Origin of the sequence: Falsiroseomonas sp., assembly GCF_051860665.1 — a bacterium.
Taxonomy (GTDB): domain Bacteria; phylum Pseudomonadota; class Alphaproteobacteria; order Acetobacterales; family Acetobacteraceae; genus Falsiroseomonas.
In genome coordinates this window covers 130,842-155,515 of record NZ_JBHYDM010000010.1, presented here as the reverse complement: position 1 = coordinate 155,515, position 24,674 = coordinate 130,842, and the positions used below count along the sequence as shown (strand labels likewise).

Below are 24,674 nucleotides of genomic sequence, written 5' to 3'. Positions count from 1 at the left end.
TCAGCGCCCGCGCAGCGAGCCCAGCCGCAGCAGCGCGGCGCCGGCCAGCTGGCCGAGCGGCGCGGGCAGCGCGGCCACGCCGCGCTTCACCCGGCGCAGCCCGCCGCGTCCTGCCGGCGGCAGCAGCGCATAGATCGCCCGCACGGCGGCAAGATCCTGCCGCGCGAAGGCGGTATCCAGCGCCGCGGCGCGGCGGGCGGCGATGCTGGCGGTGATCTCCGCCCGCAGCGGGGCGAGCGCGGGTCGCTGCGCCAGCACATGCTCCAGCACCTGCGCATCGCCCAGGTTCATCGCCTGCACATCGCCCGAGAAATTCGCGCCATGCTTGCGGATGGCGACCAGCGGTCGCAGCGCCACGCCGATCGGCGCGTGCTCGGCGATGCGCAGGATGGTGGCCAGGTCGCCGCTGACCGGGCGGCCGACGCTTTCGTCCCAGCCACCGATGCCGCGCAGGAAATCGGCCTTCGCGACGAGGCAGGAGGGAAAGCAGGGCTGGAAGCGGACCAGCCGCGCCAGGATCGGCGCATCGAAGACCGCGAGCCCGTCATCGATGGCGCGCAGCCCGCCCCACCAGCCCGGCGGCGCATCGGCGAACTTGTCGCCCGGCTGCAAGGCACCGTCGCGCAGGATGCGGAAATTGGCGAAGGCGGCGCGCAGCCCGGGCTCCGCCCGCCACAGCGCCTGCATGGTGGCGAGCATCCCCGGCTGCCACAGGTCGTCGCTGTCGCAGAAGGCCACCAGCTCGCCGCGCGCCAGCGCCAGCCCGGCATTGCGCGCCGCCAGGTCGCCGCCATTCGCGATGCGGTGGTAGACGACCTGCGGCGCATGGCGTGCCACCACCGCCGGGGTCTCGTCGCTGCCGCCGTCATCCACCACGATGACTTCCCCGGCCGGGCAGCTCTGCGCCAGCACGGCCTGCAGCGTCTCGGCCAGCAGCGCCGCGCGATTGTAGGTGGGGATGATGACGGACAGGCGGCGCATGCTCAGCCGGCCTTGCGGAAGACCAGGTCCGCCAGTTCGAAGTCGCGCCGCGTCAGCGGCACCAGCTCCAGCGGCGGCGGGTCGATGTAGAAATCCGCGGCATAGCGGTTCGCGACCTCGAAGGGCCGGAAGCCGGCCGCAGCGAAAAGCGCCAGGAAGGCCTCCAGCGAGCCGCCCAGCTGACGCAGCGCGGCGGGATTCACCTCGCAGAGGATCTCCGCATCGTCGCGCAGCAGCGGCAGCACGTCGCGCATGCCCTGCGCCACCAGCCATTCCGCGCCCTCGACATCCATCTTGATCAGCCGCGCCGCCCGAAGCTCCGCCGGCGGCACGATCTGGCCGAGCGGCAGGCCTTCCACCAGCGCCTCATGCGCACTGCCGAGGCGTGCTGCCTCGGTCGGCAGGATGGTGGTGCCGCCCAGGTTGCGCGCGTCATGCAGATAGACGGAGACGGTGCCCGGCGCCTCGGTCGCCGCCAGGTTGTAGGTGTGGACATTGGTCACGCCATTGGTCGCCAGGTTCTGCCGCAGGCGCGCATGGATCCAGGGCGAGGCCTCCACGGCATGCACGCGCCCCGTCGGCCCCACCAGATGCGCGGCGAGCAGCGCATGGGTGCCGACATTGGCGCCGATATCCACCACCACATCGCCCGGCCGCAGGGCGGCGCGGTAGATGGCGGTGATGGTCGGTTCCCAGACGCCGAAGAAGTACATGGTGCTGTGCACACTGTCGGGGAAGCTGCCGGCGAAGCGGGCGCCGAAATGCGACCGCGCCTCGATCTCCAGGCTGCGCCACAACAGGCGGCGCTCCACCAGGTGGCGCCAGATCCAGGCCTTGCCGAAGCGGCCTGGCACGCGCTGGAAGTAGTAGCGGGTGGCGGCGCAGACGCTGCGCAACGCCGCGGATTTCAGGCGCGCGAGTCGCGAGCCTTCGCCCGGCGCGGCCGCATCAAGAGGAATGGCGTTCAAGGGGCGCTCCGTACGGAAAACTGTTCGGCTTGGCTGTAGCGCCTGAGGTCGCGGCCCTCGGTGCCGCCGAGCCAGAGGCGCAGGAAGTGCGAAAGGTCGTGGACCTCCCGCGGATCGAGCAGCCAGGCCCGCAGCGCCGCATGCAGCGCGGCGGCACGGCGCCCGGCCAGCAGGTTGTTCAGCGCCAGGCCCTTGGTGGCCTTGTAGCGCGCCCATCGATGTTCCCGCGCGAAGCCGCGCAGCAGCGGGTCCTGCGCGGCGATCTGGTGCACGCGCAGCGAATCGAAGCGCAGCCGCGCGGCGCTGGAGGTCAGGCTCGGCCGGCCGCGACGCCAGGCATAGCCCTCCGCCTCCAGGTAGTGCAGCGGCGCCAGGGTGGACAGCCGCGCCATCAGGTGGATGTCCTCGCCGTAGCTCAGCCCCTCGGCGAAGCCGCCGGCCTGCCGCAGCACCGCGCGCCGCACCACCATGGCGCCCAGATGCATCCAGAAATTGGCCAGCATCAGCCGCGTCAGGCCGGCACCTTCATGGCGCCGCAGGCCGGGTGCCAGCGGCAGGCCCTCGGCGGCGGGCAGGCGTGGCGCCGGCGGGCATCCGCCGCCCGGTTGCAGCAGGACATGGCCAGCGCCGATCCAGGCCGCATCGGGATGCGTGGCGGCGACGGAAGCCAGCCTTTCGAGATGCCCGGGCAGCCAGAGATCGTCGGCATCGAGGAAGCCGATCCAGTCCCCGATGGCGGCTTCAAGGCCGAGGTTGCGCGCACTCGCCGGCCCGCGGTTGCGCGGGCTGCGCAGCACCAGCACGCGCGCATCCTCCACCGCCAATTGCTGAAGGGCCGCGCGCGTTGGCGCAGCGCGCGAGGCATCGTCCACCAGGATGAGCTGCAGGATGCCGGACGCCCCCGGCGTCGCGTCCAGCACCGAGCGTGCCGCAGCGCGCAGCAGCGGGGGGGGCGTGTCGTAGACCGGGCAGATGAGGCTGATCCGCATCCTCTGCTCCCTTCCTGGCGTTCATTGCCGGCGGAACATCCTCCAAAATCCGATCCATGGCAGCATAAAAATGATCAAATTTATTCCATGAGAATATTGCGCCGACTAATTACCTTAAGCGTAATTTGGATAATCAAAACGCATACTATCAAGAACATGCGAACCATTAATTCGAACAGTCTATTTTGTGGGGAAAGGGGCTAAGCATGCGGCATGGAAAAAGCACGGTAGTCCGGTGGCATTACTTCTCGTGACAGGCGGCTGCGGCTTCATCGGCTCCCACCTCTGCGCCGCCCTGCTGGCGCGCGGCGACCAGGTGCGGGTGCTCGACGATCTCTCGACCGGATCGCGCGCCAATCTTGCGCGCGGCGCCTCGCTGATCGTCGGCCGGGTGGAGGATCCGGCGGTGGTGCGCGCGGCGATGCAGGGCGTGGATGGCTGCTTCCACCTCGCCGCCATCGCCTCCGTCGCGCGCTGCACGGAAGCCTGGCTGGAGACGCATCGCGTCAATCTCTCCGCCACCATCGCCGTGCTGGATGCGGCGCGCGCGGGCAGCGGGCGCGCCAGCGCCGTGCCGGTGGTCTATGCCTCCTCCGCCGCCATCTACGGCATGCCGGAACTCTGCCCGCTGGATGAGGATGCGCCGGCGCGGCCGCTATCGGCCTATGGCGCGGACAAGCTGGGCTGCGAGCAGCATGCGCGGGTCGCGGGCCAGGTGCATGGCGTGCCGACGACCGGGCTGCGCTTCTTCAACGTCTATGGCCCGCGGCAGGATCCGCGCTCGCCCTATTCCGGCGTCATCTCCATCTTCTGCGAGAGGCTGAATCGCGGCCTGCCGCTTTCGCTGCATGGCGATGGCCGGCAGACGCGCGACTTCGTCTTCGTCGCCGATGTGGTGGCGGCCCTGCTCGCCGCGCTGCCGGTGGCCGAGACCGCCGCGCCCGTCTTCAATGTCTGCACCGGCCAGCCCAGCTCGCTGCTCGAGCTTTCGGCCGCCATCGGCCGCGCCTGCGGGCGGGAGCCACAGCTGGAACACCAGCCGGCCCGGCTCGGCGATATCCGCCATTCCGTCGGCTCCGTGCTGCGCGCCCGCCAGGCGCTGGGGCTGAAGCCGCCGGTGCCGCTGGAGGAGGGTCTGGCAGCGGTGATCGGGTGGCTGCGCGCGGGCAGCCCGGCGCTTTCCGAGATCCAGCCCGGCGCCGCGCCGCGGCCAGCCCGCCGGCCTCAGCCGAAAAGCCAGCCGAGGAGCAGCGCGACCAGGGCCCAGGAGGCGACGGACAGGCCCAGGATGACGGCGATGGCGGTGCGCCAGGACCAGCGGCCGGGCACCTAGCCCATCCCGCCTGGCGATGGATCGCAGGCTTCCGCCACGCCGCGCTGCCGCACCAAGCCCTGCCTCCCGCCATCCTGCCCGATCAGGATGAACGCGGCCCCGTCCGCTCGCAAGCGCCCCCCCCCCGAACCACGCGCCAGGAGAGTCCGTGCATGTGTGGCCTCGTCGGTCTGTTCCACCCGCTCGATCCCGCCCTGCCGGATGGCACGGCGCTTCGCCGCATGTCGGACCTGCTGCGCCATCGCGGGCCGGATGGCGAGGGCCATCATGCCGAGGCGCATCTGGGCCTCGGCCATCGCCGCCTGGCGATCGTCGACCTGGCCGGCGGCCAGCAGCCGATGGCGACCGGGGATGGAAGCGTGGTGATCGCCTTCAACGGCGAGATCTACAACCACGCGGCGCTGCGCCAGACGCTGGAAGGCCTCGGCCACGTCTTCCGCACGCGATCCGATACCGAGGCGATCCTGCTCGGCTGGAAGGCCTGGGGCCTGGCCGTGCTGGACCGGCTGGATGGCATGTTTGCCTTCGCCCTGTGGGACCGCGCGCGCGGCGAATTGCTGCTGGCGCGCGACCGGCTGGGCGAGAAGCCGCTGCATTATGCGCGACTGCAAGGCGGAGGCTGGGCCTTCGCCTCCGAATTGCAGCCGCTGCTGGCGCTGCCGGGCCTGACGCGCGGGATCAACGCCGCGGCGGTCGAGGATTTCCTCGCGCTCGGCTATGTGCCCGATCCGCACAGCATCCATGCGGGCATCCAGCGCCTGCCGCCGGCGCATGCGCTGCTGCTCCAGCGGGGGCGGCCGGAACCCGCGGCGCTCTACCGCTACTGGCAGCCGCCGACGCGCGCCGCCGCGGCGCCGGCGGATGCGCCGGCGGAGCTCGCGCGACGACTGGACGATGCGGTGCGGGCACGGCTGATGGCGGATGTGCCGCTCGGTGCCTTCCTCTCGGGTGGGCTCGATTCCGGCGCCGTCACCGCCCTCGCCGCCCGCGCCCGTCCGGGGATCGACAGCTTCACAATGGGCTTCGAGGGACCGGAGGATGAAAGCGCCATCGCTGCCGCGGTCGCCGCCCGCTGCGGCACGCGCCACCATGCGCAGGCCGCCGGCACGGACTACCTGGCCGCGGCGCGCCATCAGGCGGCACTGTTCGGCGAGCCCTTTGGCGACCATTCCTCCGTCCCCACCCTGGCCGTCTGCAGCCTGGCGCGGCGGCACGTCACGGTCGCACTCTCCGGGGATGGCGGCGACGAGGTCTTTGGCGGCTACCGGCGCTACCGCTTCCACAACCTCTCGGAGGGCGTGCGGCGGCTGCTGCCTGCGGGTGTCCGGCGCCAGGTGATCGGCCGGCTGGCCGCCGCCTATCCGGTGCTGGCCGGCGCGCCGCGCTGGCTGCGCGCGCGCAACACGCTGACCGAGCTGAGCCTGGACAGCGCGCTCGGCTACTACCGCACCGTCTGCAAGCTGCACGATGCGCGCCGCCGTGCCCTGCTCTCGCCCGGCCTGCGCGGCGCGCTGGAAGGCCATGATCCTTCCGCCCGTTTCGTGGCGCTGATGGCGGAATGCGATCCGGAGGATGCGCTGCTGCAGGCGCAATATGCCGACCTGCACACCTATCTGCCGGGCGATATCCTGACCAAGCTGGACCGCACCAGCATGGCCGTCTCGCTGGAGGTGCGGCCGCCGCTGCTGGCGCATGACCTCGTCGAATGGGGCATGAAGCTGCCCGCGCATCTCAAGCTGCGCGGCGGCACCGGCAAGCAGGTGCTGCGCCAGGCCATGGCGCCGCTGCTGCCCGATGCGGTGCTGCACGGCCCGAAGCGCGGCTTCGCCCAGGGCATCGCGCAACAGTTCCGCGCGCGGGCGGAGACGGTGCGCGCGCGGCTGGGCAGCGAGGCGATGCTGGACAGCGGCCTGTTCGATGCCGCGGCGCTGACGCGGCTGGTGGACGAACATGCCAGCGGCGCCGCGGACCATGCGCAGCCGATCTGGCAGCTGCTGGTGATGGAAGGCTTCCTGCGCGGTGCGGCGCAGCCGGCCGAGACCGAGATGGCGCAGGCCTGATCGATGCCGCCTGAGACGAAGCAGGCGGCGCAGGGCAGCATCCTGTCCCGCACCGCCTTCGGCGCCGCCTGGGTGGTGGCCTGGCGCATGGCGACGCGGCTGATGGGCCTGGTCAGCACGTTGATCCTGGTGCGGCTGCTGGCGCCGGAGGATTTCGGCCTGATCGCGCTCGCCTCCTCCTTCGCCGTGGCGTTGGAGGTGTGTCTGGTGCTGGGCGTGGAGGATCAGATCATCCGTGCCAAGGCGCCCGATCGCGCCATGTACGACACCGGCTTCACGCTGAACCTGCTGCGCGGGCTGCTGGTGGGCACGCTGGTCTGGATCGCCGCGGCGCCGGCCGCCGGCTTCTTCGGCGATGCGCGGCTGGAGCCGGTGCTGCTGGCGCTGGCGCTCTCGGCCGCGCTCAGCGGCCTGGCCAATATCGGCGCCGTCGATTTCCGCCGCAACCTGCGCTTCGAGCGGGAGTTCGCGCTGAACCTCTATCCGCGCCTGGCCGGAATCCTGGTGACGATCGGGCTGGCCTTCCTGGTGCGCAGCCACTGGGCGCTGGTGGCCGGCATCTTCGTCAACCGCCTCGGCCTGGTGCTGATGAGCTATGTGCTGCACCCCTATCGGCCGCGGCTGACCCTGGTGGCCTGGCGCAGCCTGGCCGGCGTCTCCGCCTGGACCTGGGCGCTCAGCGTCACCAACATGGTGAAGGAACGCTCGGAAAGCCTGGTGATCGGCCGCGTGCTGGGCCCCACCTCGGTCGGCCATTACGCCGTGGGGGTGGAGGTCGCGGTGCTGCCCTCCTCGGAGCTGGTGGACCCGGTCTGCCGCGCCTGCATGCCCGGCTTCGCCGCCAGCCATCGCAGCGAGGCGGATGCCGGCCGGGCGAATTACCTGCGCATCTGCGCCCTGCTGGCGCTGCTGACCCTGCCCGCCGGCATCGGCATTTCCGCCATCGCCGGCCCCGTCATCGCGCTGGGCTTCGGCCAGGCCTGGCTGGAGGCGGTGCCGGTGGTGGTGGTGCTCGGCATTGCCAGCGTGCTGACGCCCTTCGGCAATGTCAGCAGCGCGCTGCTCGTGGCCCATACGCGGCTGGCGACGCTGCTGGCCATCGCCTTCGGCGCGGGGGGCGCACGGCTCGGGCTGCTGCTGCTGCTGACGCCGGGGCACGGGCTCACCGGCGCCGCGCTGGCCGTGGGCCTGGCGGTGCTTGCGGAGCACATGCTGCTGGTCCAGCGCGCCCTGGCCCTGCTGCGGATCAGCCTGGGCCGGCTGGTGCGGCAGCTCTGGCGACCGGCCCTGGCCACCGGCGCCATGGCGGCCCTGCTCTGGAGCGCGGGCCTGGGCTGGGCCGCGGCGCCGGAGACCGGCGGGCGCGCGGCGCTGCGGCTGCTGGAGGGGGTGGCGCTGGGCAGCACCAGCTATGCCGCGCTGCTCTTCACCCTCTGGGCGCTGTCGGGACGCCCGGAGGGGGCGGAGGCGGATCTGCTGGCGTTGCTGCGGCGCCTGCTGGGGCGGCTTGCCCTGCGCCGCCCCCTGTCGCGGGCATGAGCGCGCATCAGGCCGCGCCCGCGCGGTGGTCCGTCGCCGTCTTCGGGCGCAACGAGGCGGCGCGCATCGGCGCCTGCCTGCGCGCCATCGCGCGCGCGGGGCGCGAGGCCGGGCCGGATGTCGCGCTGCATGTCACGGTGCTGCTGAACGGCACCACGGATGGATCGCCCGCCCTGGCCGCCACGGCGCTGCGCGCGGCGGGGCTGGAAGGCGCGGTCTATGAGGTGCCGCATCCCGACAAGTCGCATGCGCTGAACCTGTTCCTGCATGCGCTGCGCCCGCCGGCCGCGCTGTATGTCTGCATCGATGCCTATGCCGAGATCTGGCCGGATTCGCTGAACCGGCTGGCGGCGCGCCTGGAACGGCAGCCGGAGGCATTGGCCGCCGCCGCCGTGCCGAGCAGCGGCCGCAGCGCGGCGGCACTGCGCCAGGGCATGCTCCGCCATTCCGGCCTGCATGGCTCGCTCTTCGCGCTGCGCGCGGCCTTCGTGGAGCGGCTGGCGGCGGCCGGGCTGCGGCTGCCGGTCGGGCTCTATCGCGGCGATGGGCTGCTCGGCTCTTTCCTGCTGCACGATCTCGATGCGGCGCAGGGCGGCTGGGAGGGTTGGCGCATCGCGGTGGAGCCGGCGGCGAGCTGGACCACGCCCCGCTGGCAGCCCTGGCGCTGGCAGGATCTGCGCCGCCATCTGCACCGGCTGGTGCGGCAGGGTCGCGGCCGCCTGGAATCGGCGGCGTTGCGCAGCCTCATCTACGCCGAGGGATTCGCCGGCCTGCCGGCCGATGCCGATGCCATGCTGCGCGATTGGATCGCCGCCGACCCGCGGGCACGCCGCCCAAGGCCCTGGCGCGACCCCTTCGCCTGGCTGGCCCTGGCGCGGCTGCGTCACGCCGCGCCGCCCTGCCCCGATTCGCTGCGGCCACGCCTGGTGCTGCGGAGCGAGGCGGCGTGCGGACGCAGCGCATGAACGGCGCGCAGCGCCAGGCCCGTGGGCGACCAGCGCGGCACCATCTCCGCCCAGAACAGCGGCGCGCTGTCCCGCGCCAGGCTGCGCTTGTAGCGGTCGTCGCCGCCGAGGAAGTCGTAAACGGCATCGCCGCGCGCAAGGCTGTCGCCGATTGCCAGCGCATGGCAGGCAAGGCCGGGCCTGGCCTGCGACTCCGCGAAGGATGCAAGACCGCTCTGATAGGCGGAGACGCGGCCGCGCAGCCGGAAATTGTACAGGAAGCCGAACGTCGTGGCGCCGGCGCGCAACTCCAGCAGATCGAGTTCGCCGCGCGCAAAACTGCGCGCCACCAGCGCCGTGTGGAAGCGGCGCAGATACGGGGTGGCGAAGGCGCCGGGCCGGCCGCGGGCCTGCCAGCTCGCCTCATGCAGCGCGATCAGCCGCGCCAGCATCGCCTGTGCCTCCGGCTCGCTGCCCGCGCGATGCAGCGCGAGCGGCCCCATTTCGGCAAAATGCCGCAGGGACCGGCGGATCTGCTGCCGCGCATTGGCGCTCAGCGTGGCCAGGTGGTCGCCGCCCGCGCGGATCGCCGCGAGATCGACGAAGGGCGCCTGCCTTTCCTGGCAGCGCAGCGCCACGCCGGGTGCTGCGGCCAGCACCGCCGGCGCCACGCCGCCCAGCACCAGACGGCGCACGCCGGGCACCGCGGCAGCGGCGCGCAGCAGCGCGGCGCAGAGGCCGGGTTCATCCAGCATCAGGGGGCCGTTATGCTCGACGAAGGGCGCATCCCGCGCCGCATCGCCGCTCTCGCCGAGACACAGCCGTCCGCCACGCCGGTTGCACAGCGCCAGCGCCACCACCTGCCCCTGGCGCACCGCGCGCAGCAGCAGCGCATCGTCGAAGCGTTCCTCCGCAAGGCAGCCCACCCAGCTCCAGCTTCGGAAGAAGGAGAGGTCTGCGGCGCGCGCCTCCAGCGCACGCCATTCCGCGCCCAGGCTTTGCAGGTCGGGGCGGGGAACGATCTCGATCTTCATCGGCGCCATGCAGCGCAAAGCGAGGCCTGCGCGCAAGGGGGTCGGGCATGACCCGCGCGGATGTGCGCAGGCCCGGCCGGGTGCTGCATGTGCTGAAATACTATCGCCCCGCCTTCACCGGCGAGGGCGTCTTCCTGGAACGCAGCAGCGCGGTGATGCAGGAAATCGCGCCCGAGGTTGGGCACGACCTGCTGGTGACGCATACGCCGCGCCCGCCGCAGGACCCGGCCGCCTGTTCCACGCTGGGCCGCGTCATCTACCTGTCGGACCGTCCGCTCGGCACGCTGCGGCGGCAGCTGCGGATGGCCGCCTGGTTCATCGCGCATCTGCACCGCTACAGCGCGGTGCATGTCCGCACCCATGCCGACTGGTATTTCGTCACCTACCTTCTGGCGCGCCTGGCGCGGCGGCGGCTGATCCTCTCCGCCACGCTGGATGACAGCCTGCCGGTGCTGATCAACCAGTACCGCCCCAGCCTGCGGAGGCTGGCCGCGCGCGGCTTCAGGCTGTTCGACGGCTATGTGAGCATCAGCCCCAAGCTGGATGCGGAAACCCGCGGCATCGCGGACCCCCGGCGCTGCCACCTGATTCCCTGCGGCGTCAGCATCCCCCTGCCGCCGCCGGATGGCCGCTCCCGGATGCGCGAAAGCCTGGGCATCGGGGCGGAGGAGCTGGTGCTGCTCTTCGTCGGCGGCCTCGGCGCGCGCAAGGACCCGTTGTTTCTCGTGCGCGCCCTGCCGCGCATCCTGGCGGTGCGGCCGGATACCCGGCTGATCCTGGTGGGCCCGGTGCTGGAGCGGGATCAGCTGGCGGCGATCCGCGATGTCATCGCGGCGCAAAACCTCGGCGATCGCGTCATCCTGGCCGGCGAGCAGCGCGATCCGCATCCCTATTTCCGCGCTGCCGACATCCTGGTCTTCGCCTCCCACCTCGAAGGTTTCGGCACGGTGGTGCCGGAGGCGATGGCGCATGGCCTGCCCGTGGTGGTGCGCCACCTGCCCGGCGTGAACGACAGTTTCGTCCTCCAGGACGAGACCGGCCATCTCTTCGACGACGAGGAGGGCTATGTCGCCGGCGTCATCCGCCTCGCCACGGATGCCGAAGCGCGCGCGCGGCTGGGCGCGGAGGGCCGCAAGCTGGCGCGGGCGCGCTTCGGCATGCGCGGCGTGGCGGAGCGCTACCTGGCCGTCTATGGCAGGAAGCCGGACCCCGTGGCGCCGGAGGAAACGCGACTCGGCGCCAATGCCTCCGTGCTTGACCATCGCTTCCACGCACCGCTGGCGACGCCTGCGGATTCCCCACCGCTGCTGATCACCATGGTGGATGCGGAGGAGGCCTTCGACTGGTCCGGCCCCTTCCGTCGCGATGCGCCGGATGTCTCCTCCATGGCCGCGCAGGCACGCGCGCATCGGGTCTTCGAAAGGCACGGCGTGGTGCCGCTGTATCTGGTGGACTATCCGGTCGCGACGCAGGAGGCCGGGCGCGCGCCGCTGCGCGATCTGCTGGCCGATGGCGCCTGCGAGATCGGCGCGCAGATGCACCCCTGGGTGACGCCGCCCTTCACCGAGGCGGTGAACGAGCGCAACAGCTATGCCGGCAACCTGCCGGTGGAGCTGGAACTGGCCAAGGCGCGCTGCCTGACCGATGCCCTGGCCGAGGCTTTTGGCGAAGTGCCGCGCATCTACCGCACCGGCCGCTTCGGCGCCGGCCCGCGCACCGCCGATATCCTGAAGTCGCTCGGCTACCTGGCCGATAGCAGCGTGACGCCGCATTGGCCGGCGGGCGGCCTGGCCGGCGGCCTCTCCGGCAACTGGGCCTTCTCGGCAAGGCCCTATTGGACCGATCGCGACCGCACGCTGCTGGAGATTCCCGTCTCCGCCGCGCTGGTCGGCCGGCTTTCGGCCACACGCGCGGAACGCCTGGCGCCGCGCATCTTCGGCAGGGGCGGGCAGCGCCTCAGGCTCGGCGGCGCGCTGGCGCGGCTCGGCCTGCTGGAGCGCATCCGGCTGAGCCCGGAGGGCATGACGCTGGAGGAGGCGAAGCGGCTGACGCGGCACATGCTGGCGCAGGGCCATCGCAGCTTCGTGCTGACCTATCACTCGCCGTCGCTGGCGCCCGGCAATACGCCCTATGTGCGGGATGCGGCGCAGCTGGCGCGCTTCCTCGGCTGGCTCGACGACTACTACGCCTTCTTCCGCGAGGAGATCGGCGGCCGCTTCGGCAGCTGGCGGGAGCTGCGCGACCCGGCGCCGGCCCCGGCGTGACGCTGCTGCAGAACATCCTGGCGCCGCTGCTGCTGCCGCCGCTCGGCCTTGTCTGCCTTGGCATCCTCGCCGGGCTGCTGGCCGCGCGCGGTGCGCGGCGCGCCTGGCCGGGGCTGCTGGCGGCGCTGGCCGGGGCCGGCGTGCTGCTTCTGGCCACGCCGCTGGCCGCCGGGCTGCTGGTGCAATCCCTCAGCTTCGCAGCGCCGCCGGCCAGGGTCGCGCCGGGCGCCATCATCATCCTCGGCGGCGATGTGGCGGAGGGGCACGAGGGGGCGGATGTCGGCCTGCTGACGCTGGAGCGGCTGCGTGCCGGCGCCGCGCTCGCCCGCGCCAGCGGCCTGCCCATCCTGGTCACCGGCGGGCCGATCTCGCCCGGCCAGCCGCCGCTGGCGGCGCTGATGGCGCGCAGCCTGCAGGCGGATTTCGGCCTGGCGCCGCGCTGGGTGGAACCGCGCGCAGCCGATACGCGGCAGAACGCGGTCTTCTCCGCGGCCCTGCTGCGCGCGGCGGACGTGCCGGCGGCGCTGCTGGTGACGCAAGGCTGGCACATGCAGCGCGCGCTGGACGCCTTCGCGCGGCAGGGATTTGGCGTGCAGCCGGCGCCGGTGCGCCAGGCACGGCCGCAGCACCTTGCCTGGTCCGCGCTGCGGCCGCGCGGCGACCACCTGGCCGAAAGCTGGTTCGCCATCCACGAATGGGCCGGTCGCGCCTTCTACGCGCTGCGCGATGGCCCGGCGGCGGCGCCATGAGCCGCCCTGTCGATGCGCCTTACAGCCCCGCGCAAGCCGTCACCGGAAGCCAGCCATCATGCTGATCTATAACAAGAATATTCCTGGCAAGCGGTTTGCTTGGCAGGTGCCGCCCCGGGCCACGGCGCGGGCCGGGATCCGGCCGATGGCCATGGCCCCCCAGGATCATCACCAGCGGGAGGCAGCGGAGAGTCCCATGATGCGCGATCGCCTGCACGAGTTTCGCCCCGCCCATCCGCCGTGGCGCGCGACGCCTTGAGCCTCGCCGGCATCCAGGCGGCCGCCGTCACGCGGCCTGCACCCGCGCCGCTGCGCCTGCTGCCGCTGCCGCAGGGCCGCCTGCCGGGCTGGTGCGACCGCTTCCTGCAGCCGGTCGACGCGGGCGACATCTTCGCCACGCGGCTCTGGCACGACACGACCCTCGCGCATGCGCTGCCGCGGGGCGCCACGCCGCTGCTCGGCCTCTGCGCGGAGGAGACGGCGCTGCTGCCGCTGCTGCGTGGCGCAAGCGGGGCGCTGCAGAGCCTCACCACGCCCTATTCGCTCGCCTGGCGGCCGCTGCAGGCGCGGGGTGTGGGCGCCAGCGCATGGCAGACGGCCGGCGCCAGCTTCGGCGCCGCGCTGCGCTTTCGCGCGCCGCTGCGGCTGGAAGCTCTGGCGGAGGATGCGCCGGGGCTGGAGGAGTGGCTGGCGGGAATCGCCAGCGCCGGACTCGCCGTGCAGCGCTACCGCCATTTCGGCAATTGGCACGAGGCCTTGGTGCCGGGCGCGGGCTGGGCCGGCTACCTTGCCGCGCGCCCGCCGGCGCTGCGCAGCACCGTGCGCCGCAAGCTGGACCGCGCCGGCCGCGATTTCCGGTTCGAGATGCAGACCCGCCCCGGCCCCGCGCTGGACCGTGCCATCGCGGGCTATCTCGCCGTGCATGCCGGCAGCTGGAAGCCGGCGGAGCCCGCGCCCGGCTTCGACCCGGCGCTGATGCGCGCCGCCGCGGCGCAGGGCGCCCTGCGGCTCGGCCTGCTGCGCGATGCGGCGGGCCAGGCGGTGGCCGCACAATACTGGCTGGTCTCCGGCGGGCGCGCCTGGCTGCTGAAGCTGGCGCATCTGCAGGCGCAGCGGGCGGCCTCCCCGGGCACCGCGCTGACGGCGATGATGATCCGCCACCTGATCGAGGAGGAAGCCGTGCAGCAGCTGGACTTCGGCCGCGGCGACGATGGCTACAAGGGCCTTTGGGTGGCGGCGCGGCGGCAGCGCATCGGCCTGGTGCTGGCGCATGCGGGCCATCCGCTCGGGCTGCTCGCGCTGCTGCGGCGGCGCCTTGCGGGATGGATGGGACGATGAGGATTCTCTACAGCCACCGCATCCGCTCCCGCGACGGGCAGGGCGTGCATCTGGATTCCATGGTGGCCGCATTGCGGGCGGCGGGGCATGAGGTGCGGGTCACCGGCCCCGCGGGCTATGACAAGGCGGCGCTGGGCGGGGAAAGCCGCGGTCTGGCCCGGCTGCGCCGCCTGCTACCGGCCTGGGCGCAGGCGCTGGCCGAGATCGCCTATGCGGTGCCCGCCACCTGGCGGCTGCATCGCGCCGCCGCGGCCTTCGCGCCGGATGTGATCTACGAGCGCGCGAACCTGTACCACCTTGCCGGCCGCATCGTGGCGCGCATGCGCGGCGTGCCGCTGCTGCTGGAGGTGAATGCGCCCCTGGCCGAGGAGCGGGCGAAGTTCGGCGGTCTCGGCCTGCCGCGCCTCTCCGCCTGGATCGAGCGCCTGGCCTGGCGCGGCGCGCAGCGCGTGCTGCCGGTGACGGACGTGCTGGCCGGCCGTGTCGCCGCCGCCGGCGTGCCCGCCGCGCGCATCACCGTGGTGCCGAATGGCATCGACCTGGCGGATTTCCCGGAACCTGTGGAGACCGGGATGCGGGAGACGCTGGTGCTCGGCTTCGTCGGCTTCGTGCGGGACTGGCACGGGCTGGACAAGGCACTGCACGGCATCGCCGCCTGGCGCGGTGAGCAGCGCCTGTCGCTGGTTGTCGTCGGGGATGGTCCCGCGCGACCGGGACTCGAAAAGCTCGCGGCCGAGCTCGGCATCGCCGATCGCGTCCACTTCACCGGCCTCGCCGCGCGCGCAGACATCCCGGCGCTGGTCGCCGGCTTCGACATCGCGCTGCAACCGGCCGCGGTGCCCTATGCCTCTCCCTTGAAAGTCTTCGAATACATGGCTGCCGCCCGCGCGATCGTCGCCCCCGACCAACCCAATCTGCGGGAGGTGCTGCGGCACGGCGAAACCGCGCTGCTGTTCGATCCGCGCGAGGCCGGCGGCTTCTGGGGCGCCGTCGCGCGGCTGGCGCAGGATGCGGGTCTGCGCGCGCGCCTCGGCGCCGCGGCGCGGGCGGAGGTGGTGGCGCGCGACCTGACCTGGGCCGGCAATGCCCGCCGCGTGGTGGCGATCGCGGAGGCCGAATGCGCGGCCCTGCGCCCGGATGGCGCGCGCGCGAAGCTGTCGCGGCGGGCGCAGGCATGAGTGCGCCGCTGATGCCCGCCGCCGCGCTTTTGGCACGGCTAAGCGATGCCCGGCCGGAGGCGGGGAAGGGCCGGATGCGGGGCACCCGGAAGGCCGGCAGCCCTGCGCAAACCCGGCTGGTGATGCATGTCTTCCCGAGCTTCGCGGTGGGTGGCGCGCAGGTGCGCTATGCGGCGCTGGCCAATCGCTTCCGCGCGCGCTGGCGGCATGTGGTCGTGCCGTTGGACGGCGATGGCGCCTGCGCCGCACGGATCGGCGCGCAGGTGCCCTTCACCCTGCTGGATCCGCCGCGCGCGCGCGGCACGGCGGGGCGCATCTGGCAGATCCAGTCCCTGCTGCACCGGCTGCGCCCGGATGTGCTGGTGACCGGCAATTGGGGCAGCATGGACTGGGCCATCGCCCAGCACGCCGTCCCCGGGCTGCGCCACCTGCATATCGAGGACGGCTTCGGGCCGGAGGAAGCCACGCAGCAGTTCCGCCGGCGCGTGCTGGCACGGCGCTGGGCGCTGCGGCGCAGCACCGTGGTGCTGCCCTCCGTCACGCTGCTGCGCCTGGCGCAGGAGGAATGGCGGCTGCCGCAGGACCGGCTGCGCTATGTGCCGAACGGGCTGGACCTGAACCGATTCCGCCCGGATGGCCCGGTGGCCAGCCCGGCCCCCGGCCCGGCCGGGATCCCGCTGATCGGCACCGTGGCGGCGTTGCGGCCGGAGAAGGCGCTGGACCGCCTGCTGCGGGCCTGCGCGCTGCTGGCGCGCCGGCGCACCCCTTTCCGCCTGGCGATCCTCGGCGATGGGCCGGACCGCGCGCGGCTGCAGGCCCTGGCGGCGGAACTCGGCATCGGCGGGCAGGTCACCTTCGCCGGCCATGTGCCGGACCCCGCCGCCGCCTACCGGTCCTTCGACGTCTTCGCGCTGTCCTCCGACACCGAGCAGATGCCCTTCTCGGTGCTGGAGGCGATGGGCACGGGCCTGGCGGTGGCGGCCACCGACGTGGGCGATGTCTCCGCCATGCTGGCCACGCCGAACCTGCCCTTCGTGACGCCGAAGGACGATGCGGATTTCGCCATTGCCCTGGCGACGCTGCTGGAGGAGCCGGAGCGGCGGCGCTCCATCGGGGCCGCCAACCGGTCCCGCGCCGTGCTGGATTTCAGCGAGGAGGCGATGTTCCAGGCCTATGCCGCGCTGATCGAGGGCTGAACCGCGCTGCCTCAGGCAGGCAGCGCGACCAGGTTCTGCGTGACATAGATCTCGCACCACTTCACGTCGTAACCGCCGAGCGGCAGCAGCGCGCCGTTCAGGCAGAGGCGGTGGATAGCATAGCCCGGCAGCGCCGCGTAGATGTCGCGCATGGTGACGCGCGTGGCGATATTGGCGGGGATGAATTCGAACTGGATCATGTCGATGCGGCGATCCGCGATGGCACGCGCCGCGCCCTGCAGCACCGCAAGGTCGAAGCCTTCGGTATCCACCTTCAGCAGCGCGACGCGGCCGATGCCCTGCTGGTCCAGCACATCGTCCAGCCGCGCGCAGTCCACCTGGTGGGAGACGGTGGCGGCGCTGTAGAAGCCCACCGCCTCGCGGCTCAGGCTGGCCTGGGTGGATCCGTCGCCCGCGGCGAAGTCGTGCAGCTCCAGGCTGCCGCCATCCGCGTTCAGCGCCAGCTGCAACGTCTCGATCCCGCTGCCCTGCAGCGCGGCGCAGAGCGCCTGGAAGGTGCGCGGATGCGGCTCGAAGGCCAGGATGCGGGCCTCGGGCGCCAGGCGGCGCAGATGCGCGGCGTAGTGGCCGGCATTGGCGCCGACATCCAGCAGCACGCCGCCCTGCAGACGGGCGGCGTTGCGGGCGAGGAAGGCTTCCTCCGCCGCCGTCAGGCCGTGCCGGCCGGGGAAGTTGATGCCGATGCCGTTGCAGCGCAGCGCGAGGTCATACAGCGCACGGCCGAGTCCTGCGGCGGCGGGGCGGTTCAGCAGCCAGACCAGGGGGCGCGCCAGGCCGGACAGCACCCGGCGCCGGCGGCTGTCGCGCCAGATCGGCATGCGGATGGTGGTGTGGGTACCCGGCATCGCGGAATCCTTTGGAGAAGTCAGAGGCGCGGCGCGCGTCAAGCGAGCCGGCATAGCCATGAGATCGCCAAAGACACGTTCAAAATGCGGCGACCCGACACCGATGAAATAAAATCGGTGACAATTCGCGTGGCATTTCGGCCCCGACAGCAGACTTATCTGTCGTAACAGACCTGGATACATGGGCTGAACGCGAAAACCCCGGCCACCGATCTTTGCGGCAGGCGTGGCTGCTTTTACACTCCAAGTACGAAAGTTGAAGTTAACGTGTTTGTAACCGACACTCGCGAAAATATGATGCAACCTCCGGTCGCAGTGGCGTCGCCTTGCCTTGGCGCCGGGGGAACCTTGAATGACTGATACAACCCACGACCTTGTGTTCCAGAACGCCGGCGCCGGCAGGCTCGCCGCCGGAATCGCCACCTTCGGCCAGGTCTTCCAGCGCGGCGAAGTGCCGGCCGGTGCCGCCATCACAGCCCAGGCGGGCAGCACCAGCCTGGCCGTGCAGATGGATGTGAAGACCCGCTACGAGGACGGGTCGGTGAAGATGGCGGTGCTTTCCGTCGCGCGCCCGGCGCTCGCTGCGGGTGAGAGCCTGCACCTCGTCCTCTCCGGCACCCAGTCCGGCCCCCCGCCCGCCGCCCTCGACCTGGCGCAGGGCCTGAAAGGCCATTCCTTCACCGTCGACATCGCCATCCATGGCGGCGCGCAGCAGACGGTCGAGGTGCTGGCGGCGCTGCGCGCGGCGCTGAAGGATGGCAGCGCCAGCTTCTGGCAGCAGGGCCCGCTCGCCAGCCAGGCGCGGGTCGAGATCGACCTGCCCGGCTCCCAGCGCATGGTCTTCGACGTCACCGCCTTCCGCGGCGGCGGCTTCGCGGTGGAGGCGCAGTTCAACAACGACCAGGCGATGCAGGCCCAGGGCGGCCGCGCCAGCACCGACATCACCGTGCGGATGGACGGCAAGGTCGTGGCGCGGGAGACGGTGACGCAGAGCCAGTACCAGAACTGGCACGAAAGCTTCGCCAGCAACGCCCGGGATGGCGGCCAGGGCAGCGGATCACCCGCCGCGGGCTGGCTGAACATCCAGCATGACATCGCCCATCTGCAGGCGACCGGCGCGGTGGCGAATTACGACCTCGGCCTCGCGGTCGATCCAAAGCTTCTCGCCGGCTATGCCCAGGCCATGCAGGCCCCCGGCTGGGACGCGCCGATGGCGACCAACGGCGTCGCCACCTATATGCCCGGCACCGGCGGCCGCGCCGATATCGGCTTCACCACCCTGCCGAACACCGTCTGGCTGATGACGCAGGATGCCCGCGCCGCGGCCTATGCGCTGGGCCAGGCGGAGACCGCCAGCGCCGTGCCCTGGCACTTCTGGGACGCCGCCAATGGCCGCTGGCTGGACACCGATGCCTATCCGAACCTCTGGCTCGATGGCCGTGGCGGCAACGGCCGGCCAGGCGATGCCGGCTCGAAGGGCCTGACGCAACAGCTCGATTCCCTCTCGGGCTGGAGCACCGACGCGGCGCACCAGCCGGACCTGTCCTACGTGCCCTATCTGATGACCGGCGCGCGCTGGATGCTGGACAACCTGCAGGCGCAGGCGGCCTGGAACATCCTCGGCCAATGGCCCGATGTGCGCGGCGGCAATGCCGACAACGTGGTCGACAGCAACCAGGTGCGCGGCGCCGCCTGGTCGCTGCGGCAGATCGACGAGGCCGCCCTGGTCAGCCCGGATGGCAGTGCGGAGAAGGCCTTCTTCCAGGAAGCCTCGGCCGCGAACTACGCCTGGCTGGTCTCGATGATCCCGGAATGGACCGCGAAGCAGGGCGAGGCGCATGGCTGGGTGCCCGGCGCCTATGGCACCGCCGGCGCGCTGCCGCCCTGGCAGCAGGACTACTTCGCCTCCACCGTCATCGCCGCCGCCCGCCAGGGCAATGCGGATGCGAAGACCTTCCTGGAGTGGCAGTCCAACTTCCTCGTCGGCCGCTTCATGGCGGAGGATGAGGGTTTCGAGACGCGCGACGGCGCCGCCTATCTCATCGCGATCGGCGACGCCACCACAGGCCGCATCTATACGAGCTGGGAGGAGATCGGCGCGCAGACCGCGGCACGCGGCTGGAGCAATGGCGACAACAGCTGGAAGCACAGCGAGGGCGACTATGCCCAGCTCGCGCTGGCGACACTCGCCGGCATCCATGAGGTCACCGGCTCCGCCGCCGCCAAGGCGGCCTATGAGGCGCTGATCGCGGAGAAGGCGCCCTTCTCCACCCCGGACGATTTCGGCCGCAACCCGACCTATGCCATCGAGGCGCCAGGCGGCGGCAGCCCGGCCACCCCCCCCATCGTCGTGCCGCCCATCGTGGTTCCCCCGGTGGAACCGCCCGCGGCGCCCGCCATGGTGCCGCTCGCCATCGTGCTGGGCGCGGAAAGCTGGCGCGGCAATCCCATCGCCGTGGTCAAGGTAGATGGCGTGGAGCTGTTCCGCGGCGCCGTCTCCGCCCTGCACAGCGCCGGCGGCCAGCGCTACGAGCTGGGCGAGGTCGCGGCCGGGCGCGACCACGTCATCAAGGTGGCCTTCCTGAACGACGCCTATGGCGGCAGCCCGGATGCGGACCGCAACCTCTATGTGAAGTCCATCCTGGTGGACGGCGTCGCAACCGGCCGGTCCGAGATGCTGGAGACCACGCGCGAAGCCACCTTCGTCCTGAAGGCGGAAGAACTGGTGAGCGCGCCGGAACCGCCGCAGGACGTTCTGGCCATCCGCATCTCCGGCGATGCCTGGAAGGGCCATGCGCGCTACGTGATCACGCTGGACGAGGTGCAGCAGGGCGGCATCCGCCTGGCCGGCGCGGAACGCGCCAAGGGAGAGTCGGAGGTCATCACCCTGACCGGCGACTTCGCCGATGCGCCGCACAAGCTTGCGATCACCTTCCTGAACGACGCCTATGGCGGGGTGAAGGGCAAGGATCGCAACCTGCATGTCGAGGCGATCTCGCTGAACGGTACGGACCTGGACCAGTCCGCCTCGCTCATCCGCAACGGCTCCGTCACATTCGACATCGTCGGCACGCCGGCGCAGGGCGTGGTGGAGACGATCGGCAGCGGGCCCGATCTGCTGCGCCTGGCGCTATCGCAGGATCGGTGGGGAGAGGATGCGCAATTCCTGCTCTTCCTCGATGGCGTCCAGCTCGGCGGCCCGCGCAGCGTCGGCGCCTCCCATGCCGCCGGAGAGGTGGAAATCTACGCGCTGCGCGGCGACTTCGACGCAGGCGATCACGTGCTGGGCGTACGTTTCATCAACGATGCCTGGGGCGGCACCGGCGCGACGGATCGCAACCTCCACATCGACTATCTCTCAATGAACGGAGAGACACTGCACGATGGCGCCGCATTGCTGATGAACGGCGACGTGTTCCTGCAGTTCTGACACAACCCAGGCGACGTATTGCAGGCACCGCGCACACTCGCTTTCCGCGGTGCCTGCCGCTGTTCTTTACGTGAGTATTTTCCGGTCCTGCCACGCAGGCGCAAACGCCTGTAATCCGATGCAAGCGCGGAGCCGACGGTTCGCTCCGATCCCGCAGGCGAGAGCCTGTGCGCCCCGCCCCACGCCGGCGGGAAACAATCCGGCTTGCGAAGATGCGGCGCGTTGCCGCCCGTCCAAGGACCAGTAGAATGCACGGCATGGCAAAGACTATTCCCGCCGCGATCCGGGCAGCCGCCATCGAGGCACGCACCCCCGGCTTCGCGCAGGAGGATGCGATGGGCCCCGAGCCCGCCGCGGCGGCGCCCGGCGGCAACCGCTCCCCCACCCTCGCGGATGCGAATGTCGGCGGGCGCATCAAGGAACTGCGCCGCGCCGCGGGCCGCACGCAGAAGGAGGTCGCCGATATCGTCGGCGTCACCGGCGCGCAATTCCATCGCTATGAGACGGGCGCGACGCGGATCGCCACCAGCCGGCTGCTCGGCATCGCCAATGCGCTCGGCGTGCGGCCGGAGGCGCTCGTCGGCACCGCCGCGCCGCGCAGCGAGCCGCTGGCCGAATTCGCCGAGGGGGCGACGGATGAGCTGGTGGAGCTGGTGCAGGTCTTCTCCACCATCAGCGACCCGCGCCGCCGGACGGCGCTGATGGCCTTCGCCCGCGCCGTCGCCCGCGGCCAGCCGATGCAGGCCCCGGGCGGCAGCACCGATTAGCTGCCGGCCGCCGCCGGCTCAGCCGCCGGCGCCGGAGGCGGAGACCACCTTGCGGATCAGCTCCGGCAGCGATCGCGCGCCCATCTTGGCCATGATGGCGGCGCGGTGGTTTTCCACCGTGCGCTGGTTCAACAGCAGCTCCGCCGCGATGATCTTGCTCGGCGATCCCGCCACGACACGATCCAGGATCTCGCGCTGCCGCGGCGTCAGCCGCGTCAGCCGCGCCGCCATCTCCGCCCGCGCCGTCGCCTCGCTCATCGCATTGGCGATCCGCGCATTGGCGGTGGCGATGCTGCGCAGCAGGTCGGCGCGGCCGATCGGCTTCTCGATGAAATCGATCGCACCCGCCGTCATCGCCCGCACCGCCATGCGCACATCGCCATGCCCGGTCACCATGATCGCGGGCATCCGCTGGGCATGCGGCCGCAGCGCCGCCAGCAGCGCCAGGCCGTCCATGCCCGGCATCACGGCATCCACCAGCACGCAGCCCTGCCGGGTCGGCTCATCCGCCTGCAGGAAGGCCTCGGCGCTGGGGAAGCTCTGCACCGACCAGCCATTGCTGGCCAGCCATTCGCCGACATCGCGACGCAGCATGGCGTCGTCGTCCACGATGAAGACCTGCCCGCCGGTCCGCACCTTCGCGGGCGGTGCGGCGGCCGGCCCGGCATCCGCCGAAGCTGGCACCGGCAGGTCAGGCATCGCATCCGGCGCCGCCGCGGCACGGGCCGGGTGCAGCGCCGGCGTGGGCAGGGCCGGGCGCACCGGCACGGGCACCGGCACCGGCAGCAGGCGCCGCACCCGCGCCAGAAGGTCATCGGCGCGGATCGGCTTCGGCGCGTGCTCCACCTCGAGCAGGCCGATCTCCTGACGCGTGCGCGCGGAGGTATCGCCGGTGAGGATGATGGCGGCGGGCGGCGGGACCAGCACCTGGCGCAGCTGCAGCGTCAGCTCCACGCCATTGAAGGGCCCGGGCAGGTTGTAGTCGGTGATGATCAGCGCAGGCGCCTGGTCGGCCGCCAGGGCGATGGCCTGCGATCCGTCATGCGCCAGCACAGCCGTGTAGCCGGCCTGCCGCAGCAGCATGCAGACCGCATCGCCCACCGCCGGATCGTCCTCGATCACCAGGATATGCGCCGCGGCGTCCGGGACGCCCTGCGCCGGGTCCTCCGCCTCCGCGCCGCCATGCGCCAGCGGCAGGTCGAGATGGAAGCAGGACCCCACATTCTCCCGCGACCGCACGCCGATGGGATGGCCCAGCAGCTTGGCCAGGCGCCGCGCGATGGCCAGCCCCAGGCCGAGCCCCTGGCTGCGCGCGCGCGCTGTCTTGCCGATCTGATGGAATTCCTCGAACACCGCCTGCATCTGGCCCTGCGGGATGCCGATGCCGGTGTCCCAGACCTCGATCCGCAGCCGCCCGCCGGCACGCCGGCAGCCCAGCAGGATGCGGCCCTGGCGCGTGTATTTCAGGGCATTGGACAGCAGGTTGCGCAGCACCTGCCGCAGCAGCCGGGCATCGCTGAGCACCACCGCATCGCTCGGCACCATGCGCCAGGCCAGGCCCGCGGCGCGGGCGCTGTCGGCGAATTCCCGCTCCAGGCTGGCGAAGAGCGCGCCGAGCGGCACCGGGGCGATATCCGCATGCACCCGGCCCACCTCCATGCGGTTGATGTCGAGCAGCGCATCCAGGATGCCCGACATGGCATCGATGGTCTCGTCCAGCCGGCCGATCAGCCGCAGCATGCCCGCATCGGTCGCCTTCGCGGCCAGCAGGCCATGCAGCATGCTCATGCTCTGCAGCGGCTGGCGCAGGTCGTGGCTGGCCGCGGCCAGGAAGCGGGACTTGTCGCGATCCGCCCGCTCCGCCACCGCCTTGGCCAGTTCCAGCCGGCCGGCCAGGCGGGTCTGCTCCGTCAGATCCTCGATCGCCAGCAGCGTGCGCGCCGCGCTCTCGCCACCCGGCACGCGGCACGCGGAGACGCGCAGCAGCCGGGTTTCGCCATCGCCCTGCGGCACTTCCACGATGGACTCCGCGCTGCCCGCCGTGGAACTGGCGGAAGCCGCGAGCAGCGCCTCCAGCCGCGGGGCGCCGCGCAGGGCGGCTTCCAGCCGCTCCGGCGCGCGGCCGAAGGCGGCCTCGAAGGCCGTATTGGCGGCCAGCACCTGGCGCCCGGAATCGAGCAGCGCCACGGGCTGGTGGATGGCCTGCAGCATCTCCTGCCCAAAGCCACGGCGCAGGGCCCTGGCCCAGGCGGTCAGCGCCGGACCGATGGCGAGCAGGGGCACCCGCTGGTCGATCGCATCCTCGGGCGGCCCATTCTGCGCCGCCTCGGCCATCACCCAGCCGCCGGCGCGCCGCAGCGTCGCGAGACCCTCCGCCGAGGCCAGCGCGCCGGCCAGCTGCACGGCGACGCCGCGCGGGCCCAGCGCCTCGGCAAGGCTGGCCAGCAGCGCATCCGGCGCCCCCTGCGGATCAGGCGCCTCGCCCGCCTCCAGGCGGCCGTCCAGGATCCGGAAGGCGACATGCGCCGGCAGCACCAGGATCCGGCCGCCGAGCAGCGGCGCACCCTGCTCCGCCAGCTGCGGCGCGGCGCCGCAGGCCCGCGGCCGAAGCAGGGCGGCGGCCTGCCCGGGCAGCGGCCGCAGCAGCAGCACCACATCCTCCGGCCACGTCAGCCCCTCCAGGATGGTGTCGAGCGCGGCCGGAGTGGCGCCGAGCAGAAGGACGATCAAGGCCGCATCCTCTCGCGCCACCCGCGCCGCATCGGCACTGCCCTGACCGGCACCAGCCATGCACGAGACCTCTTGTTTGCAGGATTGCGTGACCGGGACGGTTTAGCATTAACGCAATGACATCCAGGCCCGGAATCGGCGCTGCACCCAAATATTTGAGTGCCTTTGCCTTCACCCCATGGTCGTGCCGCGCTACAAACGCGAACAATTTTCAGAAACGAATCTTCGCGTCGCGCAATTTATTGCTCTCAAGCTCAAGTCAGTTCTTCCTTTCGGCCTGAGATTCACATTCCCGTGAGCAACGTGAC

18 protein-coding genes are annotated in these 24,674 nt (G+C 72.0%); 12 read left to right on the top strand and 6 right to left on the bottom strand.

Going from position 1 to position 24,674, the window contains the following annotated elements; all coding sequences use genetic code 11:
- Genes ACTIF1_RS12865 through ACTIF1_RS12855 form a run of 3 tightly spaced genes read right to left on the bottom strand, consistent with a single transcriptional unit; the run spans position 1 to position 2,938 of the window.
- Positions 1-981 carry a glycosyltransferase family 2 protein gene (locus ACTIF1_RS12865; protein WP_439596828.1) on the bottom strand — a complete coding sequence of 327 codons (981 nt, stop codon included), beginning with the start codon at positions 979-981 and terminating at the stop codon, positions 1-3.
- 2 nt (positions 982-983) lie between these two features.
- Positions 984-1,949 (bottom strand): FkbM family methyltransferase, encoded by a 966-nt coding sequence (locus ACTIF1_RS12860; protein ID WP_439596827.1) that lies wholly within the window; start codon positions 1,947-1,949, stop codon positions 984-986.
- Entirely contained in the window at positions 1,946-2,938 is a 993-nt protein-coding gene (locus ACTIF1_RS12855; RefSeq protein WP_439596826.1) for a glycosyltransferase family 2 protein, read from the bottom strand. The genes ACTIF1_RS12860 and ACTIF1_RS12855 overlap by 4 nt, the downstream gene beginning before the upstream one ends.
- A 235-nt stretch (positions 2,939-3,173) precedes the next feature.
- Here ACTIF1_RS12855 and ACTIF1_RS12850 point away from each other — a divergent pair, with 235 nt between their 5' ends.
- From ACTIF1_RS12850 to ACTIF1_RS12835, 4 genes are all read left to right on the top strand, one after another.
- Positions 3,174-4,271 carry an NAD-dependent epimerase/dehydratase family protein gene (locus ACTIF1_RS12850; protein ID WP_439596825.1) on the top strand — a complete coding sequence of 366 codons (1,098 nt, stop codon included), beginning with the start codon at positions 3,174-3,176 and terminating at the stop codon, positions 4,269-4,271.
- A gap of 152 nt (positions 4,272-4,423) precedes the next feature.
- Positions 4,424-6,331: an asparagine synthase (glutamine-hydrolyzing) gene (gene asnB / locus ACTIF1_RS12845; protein ID WP_439596824.1), complete on the top strand. Its 1,908-nt coding sequence runs from the start codon at positions 4,424-4,426 to the stop codon at positions 6,329-6,331.
- A gap of 3 nt (positions 6,332-6,334) precedes the next feature.
- Entirely contained in the window at positions 6,335-7,870 is a 1,536-nt protein-coding gene (locus ACTIF1_RS12840) for an oligosaccharide flippase family protein (protein ID WP_439596823.1), read from the top strand.
- Positions 7,867-8,835: a hypothetical protein gene (locus tag ACTIF1_RS12835; protein ID WP_439596822.1), complete on the top strand. Its 969-nt coding sequence runs from the start codon at positions 7,867-7,869 to the stop codon at positions 8,833-8,835. The genes ACTIF1_RS12840 and ACTIF1_RS12835 overlap by 4 nt, the downstream gene beginning before the upstream one ends.
- On the opposite strand, the gene ACTIF1_RS12830 is transcribed toward ACTIF1_RS12835, so the two are convergent.
- Positions 8,754-9,848 carry a GNAT family N-acetyltransferase gene (locus ACTIF1_RS12830; RefSeq protein ID WP_439596821.1) on the bottom strand — a complete coding sequence of 365 codons (1,095 nt, stop codon included), beginning with the start codon at positions 9,846-9,848 and terminating at the stop codon, positions 8,754-8,756. The genes ACTIF1_RS12835 and ACTIF1_RS12830 overlap by 82 nt on opposite strands.
- A 47-nt stretch (positions 9,849-9,895) precedes the next feature.
- Between ACTIF1_RS12830 and ACTIF1_RS12825 the strand changes: the two genes are divergently transcribed.
- The 6 genes from ACTIF1_RS12825 (at position 9,896) to ACTIF1_RS12800 (ending at position 16,573) form a co-directional block, all read left to right on the top strand.
- Entirely contained in the window at positions 9,896-12,112 is a 2,217-nt protein-coding gene (locus ACTIF1_RS12825) for a glycosyltransferase (RefSeq protein ID WP_439596820.1), read from the top strand.
- On the top strand, positions 12,109-12,861 hold the full coding sequence (locus ACTIF1_RS12820; RefSeq protein ID WP_439596819.1) for a YdcF family protein: 753 nt from the start codon (positions 12,109-12,111) through the stop codon (positions 12,859-12,861). Before ACTIF1_RS12825 ends, ACTIF1_RS12820 begins: the two co-directional genes overlap by 4 nt.
- 58 nt (positions 12,862-12,919) lie before the next feature.
- A complete protein-coding gene (locus ACTIF1_RS12815) occupies positions 12,920-13,120 on the top strand; it encodes a hypothetical protein (RefSeq protein WP_439596818.1) in 201 nt (66 codons plus the stop codon).
- Positions 13,117-14,199, top strand: coding sequence for a GNAT family N-acetyltransferase (locus tag ACTIF1_RS12810; RefSeq protein WP_439596817.1), 1,083 nt, complete (start codon positions 13,117-13,119; stop codon positions 14,197-14,199). Before ACTIF1_RS12815 ends, ACTIF1_RS12810 begins: the two co-directional genes overlap by 4 nt.
- On the top strand, positions 14,196-15,377 hold the full coding sequence (locus tag ACTIF1_RS12805) for a glycosyltransferase (RefSeq protein ID WP_439596816.1): 1,182 nt from the start codon (positions 14,196-14,198) through the stop codon (positions 15,375-15,377). The genes ACTIF1_RS12810 and ACTIF1_RS12805 overlap by 4 nt, the downstream gene beginning before the upstream one ends.
- Positions 15,378-15,451: 74 nt before the next feature.
- Entirely contained in the window at positions 15,452-16,573 is a 1,122-nt protein-coding gene (locus tag ACTIF1_RS12800) for a glycosyltransferase family 4 protein (protein ID WP_439596815.1), read from the top strand.
- Positions 16,574-16,584: 11 nt separating this feature from the next.
- Here ACTIF1_RS12800 and ACTIF1_RS12795 read toward each other — a convergent pair whose 3' ends face one another.
- A complete protein-coding gene (locus tag ACTIF1_RS12795) occupies positions 16,585-17,439 on the bottom strand; it encodes an FkbM family methyltransferase (protein ID WP_439596814.1) in 855 nt (284 codons plus the stop codon).
- A 352-nt stretch (positions 17,440-17,791) separates the two neighbouring features.
- On the opposite strand from ACTIF1_RS12795, the gene ACTIF1_RS12790 reads away from it, so the two are divergent.
- Together ACTIF1_RS12790 and ACTIF1_RS12785 are read left to right on the top strand one after the other, a co-directional pair.
- Positions 17,792-20,869 (top strand): carbohydrate-binding domain-containing protein, encoded by a 3,078-nt coding sequence (locus ACTIF1_RS12790; protein WP_439596813.1) that lies wholly within the window; start codon positions 17,792-17,794, stop codon positions 20,867-20,869.
- Positions 20,870-21,126: 257 nt separating this feature from the next.
- Positions 21,127-21,636, top strand: a complete 510-nt coding sequence (locus tag ACTIF1_RS12785) for a helix-turn-helix domain-containing protein (RefSeq protein WP_439596812.1) — start codon at positions 21,127-21,129, stop codon at positions 21,634-21,636.
- Positions 21,637-21,654: 18 nt separating this feature from the next.
- Here ACTIF1_RS12785 and ACTIF1_RS12780 read toward each other — a convergent pair whose 3' ends face one another.
- Positions 21,655-24,426, bottom strand: a complete 2,772-nt coding sequence (locus ACTIF1_RS12780) for a response regulator (protein WP_439596811.1) — start codon at positions 24,424-24,426, stop codon at positions 21,655-21,657.
- Positions 24,427-24,674 lie beyond the last annotated feature (248 nt).

Bases quoted from the DNA above. Each gene is read 5' to 3' on its own strand.
- ACTIF1_RS12865 (WP_439596828.1), bottom strand. From the start codon at position 981: ATGCGCCGCCTGTCCGTCATCATCCCCACCTACAATCGCGCGGCGCTG.
- ACTIF1_RS12805 (WP_439596816.1), top strand. From the start codon at position 14,196: ATGAGGATTCTCTACAGCCACCGCATCCGCTCCCGCGACGGGCAGGGC.
- ACTIF1_RS12795 (WP_439596814.1), bottom strand. From the start codon at position 17,439: ATGCCGGGTACCCACACCACCATCCGCATGCCGATCTGGCGCGACAGC.
- ACTIF1_RS12790 (WP_439596813.1), top strand. From the start codon at position 17,792: ATGACTGATACAACCCACGACCTTGTGTTCCAGAACGCCGGCGCCGGC.
- ACTIF1_RS12785 (WP_439596812.1), top strand. From the start codon at position 21,127: ATGGCAAAGACTATTCCCGCCGCGATCCGGGCAGCCGCCATCGAGGCA.
- ACTIF1_RS12835 (WP_439596822.1), top strand. From the start codon at position 7,867: ATGAGCGCGCATCAGGCCGCGCCCGCGCGGTGGTCCGTCGCCGTCTTC.
- ACTIF1_RS12840 (WP_439596823.1), top strand. From the start codon at position 6,335: ATGCCGCCTGAGACGAAGCAGGCGGCGCAGGGCAGCATCCTGTCCCGC.
- ACTIF1_RS12815 (WP_439596818.1), top strand. From the start codon at position 12,920: ATGCTGATCTATAACAAGAATATTCCTGGCAAGCGGTTTGCTTGGCAG.
- ACTIF1_RS12800 (WP_439596815.1), top strand. From the start codon at position 15,452: ATGCGGGGCACCCGGAAGGCCGGCAGCCCTGCGCAAACCCGGCTGGTG.
- ACTIF1_RS12855 (WP_439596826.1), bottom strand. From the start codon at position 2,938: ATGCGGATCAGCCTCATCTGCCCGGTCTACGACACGCCCCCCCCGCTG.
- ACTIF1_RS12825 (WP_439596820.1), top strand. From the start codon at position 9,896: ATGACCCGCGCGGATGTGCGCAGGCCCGGCCGGGTGCTGCATGTGCTG.
- ACTIF1_RS12780 (WP_439596811.1), bottom strand. From the start codon at position 24,426: ATGGCTGGTGCCGGTCAGGGCAGTGCCGATGCGGCGCGGGTGGCGCGA.
- asnB (WP_439596824.1), top strand. From the start codon at position 4,424: ATGTGTGGCCTCGTCGGTCTGTTCCACCCGCTCGATCCCGCCCTGCCG.
- ACTIF1_RS12830 (WP_439596821.1), bottom strand. From the start codon at position 9,848: ATGAAGATCGAGATCGTTCCCCGCCCCGACCTGCAAAGCCTGGGCGCG.